The organism is Tibeticola sp. (assembly GCF_022759015.1).
GTDB lineage: Bacteria > Pseudomonadota > Gammaproteobacteria > Burkholderiales > Burkholderiaceae_C > Tibeticola > Tibeticola sediminis.
On the sequence record NZ_JAEMQB010000167.1, the window covers coordinates 1 to 12418 of the forward strand.

Genomic DNA, 12418 nt, shown 5'->3' on the forward strand with positions numbered 1-12418 from the left:
CGCCTGGCTCGGCGCCGGGCAAGCCTGGTACGGTGCCTGGGCGATCGTGTTGCCGTTCTACTTGTTCATGGTCGGACACGGCATCCACCAGCCGTGCGGCCAAAGCGGTGCGGTCGGCCCGTTTCCGCAAACCGCGGGCACGGCCTCCGCAGTGAACGGGTTTTGGATGATGGTCGCCGCGTTCGCGATGGGCGACTGGATCGGCATCCACCTCGACGGCAGCATCTGGCCGCTGGTGCATGGCATCCTGTTCTGGACCGTGCTGATCTGCGCTGCCGCCTGGCTGCTGGTACCGCGGGCGGCCGCTGCAAAGCCATGACCGGCACGACAATCCCCGACGCCAGCGGGAAGCTCCCGTCCCTATGCATCGCCGGCCCAACCGCCAGCGGCAAGACGGCGGCGGCGTTGGCAATTGCGGCGCGCTGGCCGGTGGAGATCATCAGCGTCGACTCGGCACTGGTCTACCGCGGCATGGACATCGGCACCGCCAAGCCCAGCGCCGAGGAGCGCGCGGCCGTGCCGCACCACCTGATCGACATCCGCGACCCGAACCAGCCATACAGCGCCGCCGAGTTCGTGCGCGACGCCCGGAGCCTGATGGCATCCATCCGCGCGCGCGGCCGACTGCCGCTGCTCGTGGGCGGCACGATGCTGTACTTCAAGGCGCTGTTCGAGGGCCTCGACGCGCTGCCCGCCGCCGACGCCTCGGTACGTGCCGAGATCGAAGCCGCCGCACGCGCCCAGGGATGGCCCGCGCTGCATGCCGAACTCGCCCGCGTGGACCCGGCCACAGCCGCGCGGCTCTCGCCCAACGACAGCCAACGGATCCAACGCGCGCTGGAAATCTGGCGGCTGTCGGGCCAGCCCATGTCGCGTCTGATTGCTTCTAATTCAGGAGCAAAACCGGACCATTCCACGCCGGGATACCGGATGTTTTCCTTGGAACCGATCGACCGGGCCTGGCTGCACGAGCGCATCGCCCAGCGTTTCGACCTGATGCTGGCGCATGGCCTGCTCGACGAGGTGCGGGCCTTGCGCGCACGCGGCGACCTGAGCCCCGAGTTGCCCGCCATGCGCTGCGTGGGCTACCGGCAGGCCTGGGCCTGGCTCGACGCCCAAGGCCGCGCCGACCCGCCGCCGCTGGCGCAGCTGCGCGAACAAGGCATCGCCGCAACCCGTCAGCTCGCCAAACGGCAGCTCACCTGGCTGCGCAGCATGAGCGACCGCCAGGTGCTTCCCTGCGACGCGCCGGACGCCCTCGATGCGCTGCTGCGTGCGGTCGATGCTCTCTTCCAAGGACCCGCCTGACGGCGAGCACCTTTGGCCAGGGCAACGCTGAATAAGTTCCCGCGATGGTGCGCGCCCGGCTGCGGGATGGGATGCGAGGCGCAAACCGCAGCCATAGCCGCAGCTATGGCGAGGATTTGCAACGACGCAGACCGCCCGCAGCCGGGATGCGCGGCGCGCGAGGGACTTGTTCAGCTTTGCCCTAAGCACAAAAAAGCCAGCGCGAAGGCTGGCTTTTCCGGTTCAGGCCACGAGCCCGATCACTCGATGGTCAGGCGCTGGGCGTTGTTGGCAGCTTTTTTCGGCAAGGTCAGCGTCAAGATGCCGTTTTCGTACTTGGCCTTGGCCTGGCTGGCGTCGATGTCCTGCGCCAGTTGGAAGCTGCGGGCCACAGCACCGTAGTAACGCTCGGTGCGCAGCACCTTTTCGCCTTCGGTCTTGCGATCTTCCTGTTTGATTTCGGCGCGCAAGGTGACGAGGTTGCCGTCGATCGAGACGTTGATGTCATCCTTGTTCACACCCGGAATCTCGGCCTGGACCGTGTAGGCGCGGTCATCCTCCTTCACGTCGACCTTGATCTGCGCCGGAGAGGGCAGCGGGTCGCCATGCAGGGGGCGCACGTAAAAGGCCGGCGCCAAGTCACGGAACAAGTCATCGAACAGGTTGCCACGGGTCATCAGAGAGGACATATCGAACTCCTTTCGTCTATGAGATCTTTACTGGGGCCGCTGCGGAACCGAGCAGCCATGTCCGGAAGATAGGAGCGGCTGCGCCAACTTCAAGCCCCCGTTTGCCGCGGGCTTGGCACCTCGCTCGACCCCGCGCAGGCAGCCCATGGACGAGCGCTCGGTGAAAAATTGCTCTGAGTCAAGAAACTCGGCGTCGCTGGGAACTACATTGATCCATATCAGACGGACGCCTACGCTGCGCCAAACCCCAACCCTTCGGAGACCAACCCCCATGACGCTGATGATCGACTCCATCGAAGCCGCCGTCGACCATGTGCTCGACACCGTCAAAGGCGACATCGTGCTGGGCATCCCCCTGGGCATCGGCAAGCCCAATCCTTTCGTCAATGCCTTGTACCGGCGCGTCAAGGCCAATTCCAGGCGCCGGATGCGGATCATCACCGCACTCTCACTCATCAAACCCGCGCCCAAATCGGACCTCGAGCGCGCGTTTCTGCAACCGCTGGTCGAGCGCGTCTTTGGCGACTACCCCGACCTGGAATATGCGGTGGACCTGCGCAACCAAGCGCTGCCACCGAACATCGAAGTCCGAGAGTTTTTCATGAAGACCGCCGACTACATCGGCAACGACCTGGCCCAGCAAAGCCATATCTCGACCAACTACACCTTTGTGGCGCGGGACATGCTGCTGCAGGGCATCAACGTCATCGCACAAGCGGTTGCCGTCCAGGGCGAAAGCGACTCGATGCGGCTGAGCTTGTCGAGCAACCCGGACGTCACGTTTGAGGTCATTGAGAAGGTCCGCGGCGCCGGGCGCCCCTTGCTGGCCGTCGGCGTGATCAATCGAAAAATGCCTTTCATGCCCAACGGCGCCGAAGTAGCCCCTGAGTTTTTCGATGTCGTCGTCACCGATCCCGCAGGCACGCACACCTTGTTTGGTCCGCCCAACAACCGGGTGGGGTTTGCCGACTATGCGATCGGCCTGCACGCCTCCAGCTTCGTTGCCGACGGCGGCACGCTGCAGATCGGAATCGGGTCGCTCGGCGACGCGATTGCCCAGTCGCTGATCGTGCGCGAGCGTCACGCGGCCGAATACCGCTCCATCCTCGAGTCGCTCTGCCCAGACGGTCTCGATGGACGCGAACTCGGCCGCTTCGAAGAAGGCATTTATGGCTGTTCGGAGATGTTCGTCAACGGCTTTCTCAAGCTGATCGAGGCCGGGATCGTGCGCCGCGAAGTCTTTGCCGACACCCGACTGCAGCAACTCATCAACGAGCAGAAGATCCCCGCTGCTGCCGTCACCGCACGAACGCTGCAAGCACTGCTCGAAAGCGGACGGATACGCTCACCGCTGCGGGACAAAGACCTCGCCTTCCTCAAACGCTTCGGCATCCTGCGCGAAGGCGTCACGCTCGAGGGCAATGCACTCGTGTTCGAGGGCCGACGCTACGCCAACGACCTCAACGACCCGGCCCATTTCGCCTCCGTCGCCCACGATCTGCTCGGCGCCCGGCTCAAAGGCGGCATTTACATGACCGGCGGCTTCTTCCTGGGCCCCAACGACTTCTACGAACGGCTGCGGACCATGCCGCCCCAGGAACTGGCGAAGATCGACATGACGCGCATCGACTTCATCAATTCGCTCGATGGCCAAAGTGAGCTCAAGCGCGCCCAACGCTCCAAGGCTCGCTTCATGAACACCACCATGATCGTGACCCTGCTCGGCGCAGCCGCCAGCGACGCGCTCGAGTCCGGCCAGGTCGTCAGCGGTGTCGGCGGTCAATACAACTTCGTCGCGATGGCCCACGCGCTGCCCGATGCGCGGCTGTTGATGATGCTGCGCGCCACCCACGAAACCAAAGACGGCCTGACCAGCAGCATCGTCTGGAAGTACGGCAACATCACCATCCCGCGCCACCTGCGCGACATTTTCATCACCGAATACGGTGTGGCCGACCTCCGGGGGCAACCCGACAGCGAAGTCATCAAGCGGCTGATCGCCATCGCCGACTCGCGCTTCCAGGACGAACTGGTACGCGAAGCCAAATCCCACGGCAAGCTCGAAGCGAGCTACGAAGTACCCCCACAGTATCGGCAAAACCTTCCCGAGGTAATCGCCGAAAAACTCGCCCCTTGGCAAGAAGCCGGGCTGCTGCCGCCCTTCCCATTCGGCACCGACCTCACGCCCGAAGAGATCGCGCTCGTCACCGCCTTGAAGAAGCTCAAGCACGCCTCGGAACATCCAACCGAACTGCTGAGCCTGGCCTTCAAGGCCTTCATCGAGGGCAAGGACTTAGCCCCGAGCTATCAAAAACGCCTCGGCCTCGAAGAAGTGCACGGCATCAAGGATCTCCTGCTGCGTAAGCTGCTGGCCGGAAATCTCTGAGCTTGGCTGGGCCGATGGAGGAGACCCCAACGGCCGGAATCATCGTTGCCTCAGTGCAAGGGCTCGTCGACGCCCGGCGGCAGGGGCAGGATCGGAATGCCCTCATCCAGCAATGCCTCGGCCTCCTCGAGGCTGGCGCGCCCCCGGATCTGGCGCGGGTCGATCTCGCCCTTGGCCATCCGCCGTACCTCTGCGGGGAAACGCTCACCCACATCCTCGCTCTGGTGTACCCATTGCCGGACTGCGTGTAGCCACTGCGCGATCGCCGCGTCCCCAGGCCGTGGCGCGCTTTCCGTGTGTGCAGAGCGATCCGCCTCCGAACCGGACTTCGCCAGATGCGCAGCACTCGGGATGCGCCGAACCTCGCGGTCACCGCACAACGGGCACTCGAGCAAACCTCGCCGCTGCTGATCCCGCCAGTCGGCATCCGACTCGAACCAACCCTCGAACCGATGACCACTCGCACACTGAAACTCGAAGACCTTCACGGCGACTCCTGGAACGAAAACGCCTATCGGCGACGCACCGGCCTGGGCGTCGCTCAGCCCGCCACGTTCGGTGCAGGCTGCCAATCGATCGCGTCTCGATGGCGCAAGCGCTCTTGCAACCAGAAGGCGCCGACGATGGTCTTGGCGTCCGTCACGCGCCCATCTTGACACGCTTCAAGCAGCCACGGGAAATCCACCACCACGGTCTCGACGAACTCCCCCGGGTCGAGCTGTGTGGGGCCAGGCTCCAAGCCGCGCGCAAACCAGACCTCGATGCGCTCGGTCGAGTACGCCACCAAGGGATGCAAGCTGCCCGCATATGCCCACTCGCGCGCAGAAAAGCCGGTTTCTTCGCGCAGTTCGCGCACGGCACAAATCAAGCCGTCTTCGTCGCGCTCGCGCTTGCCGGCCGGAAACTCGATCATCACCTGGCCAATCGGATAGCGAAACTGCCGCTCAACCACGACCCGTAAGGGCGCATCGACCGAGATCGGCTCCAACAGCGGAACGACCATCACCGCGCCGGGATGATCCACATACTCGCGGAACGCGGTCTCCCCGTCCGGCAAGCGCACCCGGTCGCGAAAAACCTGCAGCAAGCGCCCCTCGAAGACGGGCTCCCCATCGATTCGCTCTTCGAGCAGCGCCGCATCGGAGGCTGCCACGGCATCAGGCTCCACGGCGAACCAGGAAACGGTAGACGAAGCCCGGAAACGCAAACGTCAGAAACAAAGCCGCCGTGATGGCGTAGAACTCCCAGCCCTGGGGAGCCACTTGGCCCTGGCGTTGCTCCAGCCAGAACCCCACCGCTCCGGCCATGCCGTAATAAATCAAACACTCCAAGAGTCGCAGCACCAGCGACTTCGGCCGAGACAGCCGCACCACACCGAGAAACCGATCGGTGAAGAACGGGACGTTGGCCAGCACGAATGCCAGCAACAAGAACGCTGCGGAAGATGCCGAGGACATGAGTCAAAACCGGGTTCGGCTCGCTCAAGAACCGAGCATGAGCACAATCGCCCGCGCGCAAATGTCCATCAGGCCTGCGGGCAGAAGACCCACCGCCAACAGCAAGGCCGCGTTGGCGGCAAGCACCGTGCGCGCGCCAGCCGGGGCCAGCACAACCCCACTGTGGCCGGTTTCGGGCGCGTCAAAGTACATGATCTTGACGACCCGCAGGTAGTAAAACGTCCCGATCAGCGACATCAGCACCGCGTAGACCGCGAGCGCCAAGTGCCAGGTCTCTCCGGTGGCCACCAAAGCCTGCAACACCGCGAGCTTGGCATAAAAGCCCACGAGCGGTGGAATCCCCGCCAAGGAGAACATGCAGGCAGCCATGATGCCGGCATAAAGCGGTGCCCGTTGGTTCAAACCGGCGAGATCCGTCAGTGCGTCACTCTCGAAGCCTTCGCGCGACAACAAAAGAATCACGCCGAAGGTCGCTACCGTCGTCAAGACATAAGAGACGACATAAAACATCGCCGAACTGTAGGCATTGGCCGCGGGCAATGCAGTGCCCTGAACGACGCCGCCAATCAGACCCAGCAACATAAAGCCCATTTGTGCGATGGTGGAATACGCGAGCATGCGCTTCAGGCTCGTCTGGGCAATCGCCGCCACGTTTCCGATCAACAAGGACGCCACGGCCAAAATCGCCAGCATCTGCTGCCAGTCGGGCGCCAGCGGCAACATACCCTCGACCAACAGCCGCATCACGATTGCGAATGCCGCGAGCTTGGGCGCACCTGCGATCAGCAAGGTGATGGCGGTGGGGGCACCTTGGTAAACGTCGGGGATCCACATATGGAATGGCACGACGCCCAGCTTGAAGGCCAGACCGGCCACGACGAACACCACCCCAAACACCAGCACCTGGTGGTGAATCTGCCCCGAGGCGATGGCCTTGAACACCTCGCCCAACTCCAGCGTGCCGGTGGCGCCGTAAATCATAGACAGGCCGTAGAGCAGGAACCCCGATGCCATCGCGCCCAGCACGAAATACTTCATCGCCGCCTCCGTCGCCGGAAGGTCGTCGCGCCGCAGAGCGACCAGCGCATAGCTCGAAAGCGTCAGCAATTCGAGTCCGAGGTAGATCACCAGCAAATGGTTGCCCGAGATCATGATGGACATGCCGAGCAAGGAAAACAGCGACAAGGCAAAGAGTTCACCGCCTCGAAGCATGCCCCGCACGGCAGCGTACGGGCGTGCATAAACCATCGTTGCGGCCACCGCAAACGCAGCAAAGCACTTGAGCCAACTCCCCATCGCGTCCGTGACGACCATGCCGCCAAAGCCGTAGAGCGACTGATCCGTCTGGGCATAGAGCGCGTAGATGAGGCCCACCACGACCAAAGTCGCCTGAGTGAGCACATAAGTGGCCGTGCGCAAGACACTGGTCACGAACAAATCCGTGAGCAGCACCACGCAGCCCATCACGAGCAAAATGATCTCGGGGTAGACCGCGATCCAACTGAGCTTGTCGATCATAAATTTCCTCGTTCGGGCCGCGTCAGTTCAACTTGGAAACCGCAACATGGCGCAGCAACTCGCTGACCGAAACCTGCATCACGTCCGTCAAAGGCTTCGGATACAGCCCCATCCAGAGAACGGCAATCGCCAGCAAACCTAGGACCAAGAACTCACGACCACTGATGTCCTGGAGTTCACGCACATGGTCATTGGCCACCGGCCCGAAATACACGCGCTTCACCATCCAGAGCGTATAGGCGGCGCCAAAGATCAAGGCCGACGCGGCAGCAAGGCCCAGCCAGAAATTCGCCTTGACGGAGGCCAGGATCACGAGCCATTCGCCGACGAAGCCCGCCGTGCCGGGCAAGCCGCAGTTGGCCATCGCAAACAGCAAGGCGAACGCAGTGAACTTCGGCATGGTGTTGACCACGCCGCCGTAGGCCGCAATCTCGCGCGAATGCACACGGTCGTACAAAACGCCAATACACAGGAACATGGCCGCCGAAACGAAGCCGTGCCCGATCATCTGCACCAGCCCGCCCGTGACACCGAGTTCACTGAACAAGAAAAAACCCAGGGTCACGAAGCCCATGTGCGCCACCGACGAGTACGCCACCAGCTTCTTCATATCCTGCTGCACGAGCGCGACCAAACCGACGTAGATCACAGCCACGATGGACAGCGCGATCATCAGCCAGGCCAATTCCCGCGAGGCGTCCGGCGTAATGGGCAAGGAAAACCGCAGAAAACCGTAGGCCCCCAGCTTGAGCATGATCGCCGCAAGCACCGCCGAGCCTCCGGTCGGCGCCTCCACGTGCACATCGGGCAACCAGGTATGCACCGGCCACATCGGAACCTTTACGGCGAAGGCGGCGAGGAACGCGAGAAACAGCAAGGTCTGCGCGCGCCCGGTCAGGGGCATCTGTTGCCAGATCGCGATGTCAAAGCTGCCACCCGAAGTCACGTAGAGGTAGACCAGCGCCACCAGCATCAGCAGCGACCCGAGCAAGGTATACAGGAAGAACTTGAAGGCCGCATAGATCTTCCTCGGCCCGCCCCAGACCCCGATGATCAAATACATCGGGATCAGGGTCGCTTCGAAGAAGACGTAAAACAACATTCCGTCGAGCGCGGCGAATACGCCGATCATCAGCCCGCTCAAAATGAGGAAGGCCGCCATGTACTGGTTCACGCGCTCGGTGATCGAAGACCAACTCGCGATCACCACGATCACGGTGATGAACGCGGTCAACAGCACGAACCACAGCGAGATACCGTCGACCCCGAGGTGGTAATTGACGCCATAGCGTTCGAACCAAGGATGCAATTCGACGAACTGCATGGCCGCGGTCGAGGCATCGAACTGCCCGTAAAGCGGCACGGTCACCAAGAATCCGGCCAGAGCGCCGATCAAAGCGATCCAACGGACCGCCGCCTGCTGTTCGTCCCGGCCGAGCATCAGCAGCACCGTGCCAAAGGCGATCGGCAGCCAGATCGAAAGACTCAACAAACCCATCTTATTTTTCCTCTCAGCTGCTGAGCCAGACAAAGTACGTCATCAGCACGAACACGCCGAAAATCATCGCCAGCGCATAGTGATACAGGTAACCGGTCTGCAGGCGACGCATCCGGCCAGCCACTCGCGCCACGAGCTTCCACGATCCATTGACGACCAGCCCATCGATGAGCGTGGCATCCCCCGCTTTCCAAAAAACCCGCCCCAGGATCCGAGCACCGCGGGCCAGCACATGCTCATTGAACCAATCGAGGTAGTACTTCTCCTCGAGCACGCGGTAAATCGGGGCGAGCGCGCGCCGGATCGCGGCCGGCAAAGCCGGGTTCACGAGATAGAAGTAGTACGCAAGCACAGCTCCGGAAATCGCCAACCAGAAAGGCGGCGTCGCGAACGCATGCAGCGCCATGGCCAGCGGGCCGTGGAACTCCTCGGCAAGTTCGGCCATGACCGGATGCCGAGCGGCATCGACTGCGATCACACCGTCAAAGAACGAGCCAAACACCACGGGCTCGATGGTGAGATAGCCGATGGCCACCGAGGGAATCGCCAACAGAATCAGCGGGAGCGTCACCACCCAGGGTGACTCATGAGGCGCATGGCCGCCTCCCTGATGATCATGATCGCCGTGCCCATGCCCGTGACCATGCGCTTGATTGAAACGTTCCTTCCCGTGAAAGACGAGGAAGTAGAGACGGAACGAGTAGAAGGACGTCACAAACACGCCAGCCAAGACCGCGAATGCCGCAAAGCCAGAGCCCGGCAGGTGGCTGGCCTGGACCGCCTCGATGATCGTGTCTTTCGAATAAAAGCCTGAAAAGAACGGCGTACCAACCAGCGCGAGGGTCCCGATCAAGGACGTGATCCAGGTAATCGGCATGTACTTCCTCAATCCGCCCATGTGGCGGATATCTTGGTCATGGTGCATCCCCATGATGACCGAGCCAGCGCCGAGGAACAGCAAGGCTTTGAAGAAGGCATGCGTCATGAGATGGAAGACGCCAGCGGAATACGCGGAGACGCCCAAGGCCACCGTCATGTATCCGAGCTGCGAAAGGGTCGAATAAGCAACCACCCGCTTGATGTCGTTTTGGATGATGCCCAAAAAGCCCATGAACAAGGCGGTGATCGCCCCGATCACCAGAACGAAGGAAAGCGCCGTATCACTCAGCTCGAACAAGGGCGACATCCGGGCGACCATGAAGATCCCCGCGGTCACCATGGTCGCCGCGTGTATGAGGGCCGAGATCGGCGTCGGGCCTTCCATCGAATCGGGAAGCCAGACATGCAAGGGAAACTGCGCTGATTTCCCCATCGCGCCGATGAAGAGGCAGATGCAAATCACCGTGATCAGCGCCCAATCCGTTCCCGGGAAAGGCAGTTGCGCCAGTTCGGTCGCCTTGGCAAAGATTTCCCGATACTCTAAGGAGCCGGTGTAGGCGGCAATCAAGCCGATTCCCAAGATGAAACCAAAGTCGCCGACCCGGTTGACCAGGAAGGCCTTCATGTTCGCGAAGATGGCGCTCGGGCGGTTGAACCAGAACCCGATCAACAGATACGAGACCAGGCCCACCGCCTCCCAGCCAAAAAACAGCTGCAAGAGGTTATTGCTCATCACCAACATCAGCATGGAGAAGGTGAAGAGCGAGATGTAGGCAAAAAAGCGGTTATACCCTTCGTCTTCCTCCATGTAGCCGATGGTGTAGATGTGCACCATCAGTGACACGAAAGTCACCACACACATCATCATGGCGGTGAGGCTGTCGACGAGAAAGCCCACCTCCATCTTGAGCCCGCCCGCAGACATCCAGACGTAGATCGAATCCTCGAAACGGGCGCCCTCCGTCGCCACCGCCTTCAGCACCCAGGCGGAGAGAAGAAAGGAGATCAGCACGCCCAAAATGGCGCTTCCATGGGCCACTCGGCGCCCAATGAGATTGCCTCCGAAGGCCGTTCCCGGGATCCCCGCAAGCACCGCACCGAGGAGCGGTGCCAAAGGAATGGCGAGCAACGTCGTTGCCGTAAGGGTTTGACTCATGTTTGTTTTCCAGGATTGCCGCTCAGCCCTTGAGCAGGTGCATTTCGTCGACGGCCACACTGTGACGGTTGCGGAACAGCAGGACCAGCAAAGCCAATCCTATGGCCGACTCGGCCGCCGCCACCGTCAGGACAAAAAACACGAACACCTGACCATGCATGTCACCGAGGTATCGAGCAAAGGCCACGAAGTTCAGGTTGACCGCCAACAGCATGAGTTCGATCGCCATCAGCAACACGATGAGGTTCTTCCGGTTCAGAAAAATCCCCACGAGGCCGATCGCGAACAGAATCGCACCGAGCGCCAGGTAGTGGCCCAGACCCACCGTCATCATCATTTCGCCTCCCCACGATCCACCGCCGTAGCCCCCGCCACAGGCGCCACCCCAGGCAACACATCCCGAACCAGGCGCACCCGATCCGCAGCCCGCACGTGAACCTGCAACGACGGATCAATGAACTTCGAGTCCTTGCGACGGCGCAGCGTCAATGCGATCGCAGCCACCATCGCGACGACCAGAATCACCGCTGCCACTTGCAACGGATAAAGGTACTCGGTGTACAGGAGTCGTCCCAGCGCCTGGGTGTTGGGAATTTGGGCCCACGCCGGCGCAAGCGCTGCAGGCATGGTCACCGAGCCATACCCGGTCAACAATACCGCGGCCATCTCCGCCGCAACCAGCGCGCCCAGCCCGGCCGCCAGGGGGAAATGCCGCCAAAACGCACCCCGGACCCGGTCGACACGGATGTCGAGCATCATCACGACAAACAGGAACAGCACCATGACCGCGCCCAGATAGACCAAAACCAGCGTAATCGCCAGGAATTCGGCCTCGAGCAGCAGCCACACGCCCGCGGCCTGCGAAAAAGCCAGCATCAGGTAAAGGACTGCATGTACCGGGTTCTTTGCTGTGATGACGCGCAGGGCGGCAAACAGCAAGACCGCAGAAAACAGATAAAAAAAGCCGGTAGGGACGTCCATGGGATCTGTAAGGGGTTCGGGTGATTCGACCGCGCCAAGGCGCCTTCAACGGTATTTGGCATCCGCGGCTTTGGCCGCCGCGATCTCGGCCTCATAGCGGTCGCCGATCGCCAGCAGCATCGGCTTCGTGAAATAAAGGTCGCCCCGCTTCTCGCCGTGATACTCGAAGATGTGGGTTTCCACGATGGAGTCCACAGGGCAGCTCTCCTCGCAGAAGCCGCAGAAAATACACTTGGTCAGATCAATGTCGTACCGAGTGGTCCGGCGGGTGCCGTCCTCACGCTCCGTGGATTCGATCGTGATGGCCATGGCCGGGCAAACTGCCTCACACAGCTTGCAGGCAATGCAGCGTTCCTCGCCGTTTTCGTATCGGCGCAGCGCGTGGAGGCCCCGAAACCGTGGAGAAAGCGGCGTCTTCTCCTCGGGATACTGAACCGTCACCTTGCGCTGCAGCGCATACCGACCCGTCAGGGCCATGCCCTTGAACAGCTCGACGAGCAAGAAGCTCTTGAAAAAATCCCGAATCGAAAACGGGGTTACTGCCGTGGTTGCCATGGTTTTCTTCCC

Annotated in this window: 12 protein-coding genes and 1 pseudogene; 3 read left to right on the forward strand and 10 right to left on the reverse strand. The window is 61.9% G+C overall.

Annotation, left to right across the window (positions count from 1 at the left end):
* Positions 1-319 (forward strand): annotated as a pseudogene (locus JHC36_RS10520) (Bcr/CflA family drug resistance efflux transporter); the annotation flags it as partial.
* Positions 316-1308, forward strand: a complete 993-nt coding sequence (miaA, locus tag JHC36_RS10525; protein ID WP_287918855.1) for a tRNA (adenosine(37)-N6)-dimethylallyltransferase MiaA — start codon at positions 316-318, stop codon at positions 1306-1308. The pseudogene JHC36_RS10520 and the gene miaA, both read left to right, overlap by 4 nt.
* Before the next feature lie 239 nt (positions 1309-1547).
* On the opposite strand, the gene JHC36_RS10530 is transcribed toward miaA, so the two are convergent.
* Positions 1548-1976: an Hsp20/alpha crystallin family protein gene (locus JHC36_RS10530; protein ID WP_124220211.1), complete on the reverse strand. Its 429-nt coding sequence runs from the start codon at positions 1974-1976 to the stop codon at positions 1548-1550.
* A 271-nt stretch (positions 1977-2247) separates the two neighbouring features.
* Here JHC36_RS10530 and JHC36_RS10535 point away from each other — a divergent pair, with 271 nt between their 5' ends.
* Positions 2248-4362, forward strand: coding sequence for an acetyl-CoA hydrolase/transferase C-terminal domain-containing protein (locus JHC36_RS10535; RefSeq protein ID WP_287918860.1), 2115 nt, complete (start codon positions 2248-2250; stop codon positions 4360-4362).
* 50 nt (positions 4363-4412) lie between these two features.
* Here the strand turns inward: JHC36_RS10535 and JHC36_RS10540 are convergent, their stop codons facing one another.
* The 9 genes from JHC36_RS10540 to nuoI are packed head-to-tail and all read right to left on the reverse strand — an operon-like array spanning position 4413 to position 12406.
* Positions 4413-4850 (reverse strand): DUF1178 family protein, encoded by a 438-nt coding sequence (locus JHC36_RS10540; RefSeq protein WP_287918863.1) that lies wholly within the window; start codon positions 4848-4850, stop codon positions 4413-4415.
* A 53-nt stretch (positions 4851-4903) separates the two neighbouring features.
* Entirely contained in the window at positions 4904-5515 is a 612-nt protein-coding gene (locus JHC36_RS10545) for an NUDIX domain-containing protein (protein WP_287918866.1), read from the reverse strand.
* A gap of 4 nt (positions 5516-5519) precedes the next feature.
* Positions 5520-5819 (reverse strand): DUF2818 family protein, encoded by a 300-nt coding sequence (locus tag JHC36_RS10550; protein ID WP_287918869.1) that lies wholly within the window; start codon positions 5817-5819, stop codon positions 5520-5522.
* Between the two features lie 24 nt (positions 5820-5843).
* Positions 5844-7337 carry an NADH-quinone oxidoreductase subunit NuoN gene (nuoN, locus tag JHC36_RS10555; protein ID WP_287918872.1) on the reverse strand — a complete coding sequence of 498 codons (1494 nt, stop codon included), beginning with the start codon at positions 7335-7337 and terminating at the stop codon, positions 5844-5846.
* Between the two features lie 22 nt (positions 7338-7359).
* Positions 7360-8835: an NADH-quinone oxidoreductase subunit M gene (locus JHC36_RS10560; RefSeq protein WP_287918875.1), complete on the reverse strand. Its 1476-nt coding sequence runs from the start codon at positions 8833-8835 to the stop codon at positions 7360-7362.
* Between the two features lie 13 nt (positions 8836-8848).
* On the reverse strand, positions 8849-10870 hold the full coding sequence (gene nuoL, locus JHC36_RS10565) for an NADH-quinone oxidoreductase subunit L (protein ID WP_287918877.1): 2022 nt from the start codon (positions 10868-10870) through the stop codon (positions 8849-8851).
* A gap of 22 nt (positions 10871-10892) precedes the next feature.
* The gene (nuoK, locus tag JHC36_RS10570; RefSeq protein WP_124221106.1) at positions 10893-11201 is read right to left on the reverse strand and encodes an NADH-quinone oxidoreductase subunit NuoK; all 309 of its coding nucleotides are present in this window, start codon (positions 11199-11201) and stop codon (positions 10893-10895) included.
* A 2-nt stretch (positions 11202-11203) separates the two neighbouring features.
* Positions 11204-11851: an NADH-quinone oxidoreductase subunit J gene (locus JHC36_RS10575; protein WP_287918879.1), complete on the reverse strand. Its 648-nt coding sequence runs from the start codon at positions 11849-11851 to the stop codon at positions 11204-11206.
* 45 nt (positions 11852-11896) lie between these two features.
* Positions 11897-12406, reverse strand: a complete 510-nt coding sequence (gene nuoI, locus JHC36_RS10580; protein WP_124220228.1) for an NADH-quinone oxidoreductase subunit NuoI — start codon at positions 12404-12406, stop codon at positions 11897-11899.
* Positions 12407-12418 lie beyond the last annotated feature (12 nt).

Excerpts from the sequence above, each read along its gene's own strand:
- nuoI (WP_124220228.1), bottom strand. The coding sequence starts at position 12,406 with ATGGCAACCACGGCAGTAACCCCGTTTTCGATTCGGGATTTTTTCAAG.
- miaA (WP_287918855.1), top strand. The coding sequence starts at position 316 with ATGACCGGCACGACAATCCCCGACGCCAGCGGGAAGCTCCCGTCCCTA.
- nuoL (WP_287918877.1), bottom strand. The coding sequence starts at position 10,870 with ATGAGTCAAACCCTTACGGCAACGACGTTGCTCGCCATTCCTTTGGCA.
- JHC36_RS10530 (WP_124220211.1), bottom strand. The coding sequence starts at position 1,976 with ATGTCCTCTCTGATGACCCGTGGCAACCTGTTCGATGACTTGTTCCGT.
- JHC36_RS10535 (WP_287918860.1), top strand. The coding sequence starts at position 2,248 with ATGACGCTGATGATCGACTCCATCGAAGCCGCCGTCGACCATGTGCTC.
- JHC36_RS10560 (WP_287918875.1), bottom strand. The coding sequence starts at position 8,835 with ATGGGTTTGTTGAGTCTTTCGATCTGGCTGCCGATCGCCTTTGGCACG.
- nuoK (WP_124221106.1), bottom strand. The coding sequence starts at position 11,201 with ATGACGGTGGGTCTGGGCCACTACCTGGCGCTCGGTGCGATTCTGTTC.
- JHC36_RS10550 (WP_287918869.1), bottom strand. The coding sequence starts at position 5,819 with ATGTCCTCGGCATCTTCCGCAGCGTTCTTGTTGCTGGCATTCGTGCTG.
- nuoN (WP_287918872.1), bottom strand. The coding sequence starts at position 7,337 with ATGATCGACAAGCTCAGTTGGATCGCGGTCTACCCCGAGATCATTTTG.
- JHC36_RS10575 (WP_287918879.1), bottom strand. The coding sequence starts at position 11,851 with ATGGACGTCCCTACCGGCTTTTTTTATCTGTTTTCTGCGGTCTTGCTG.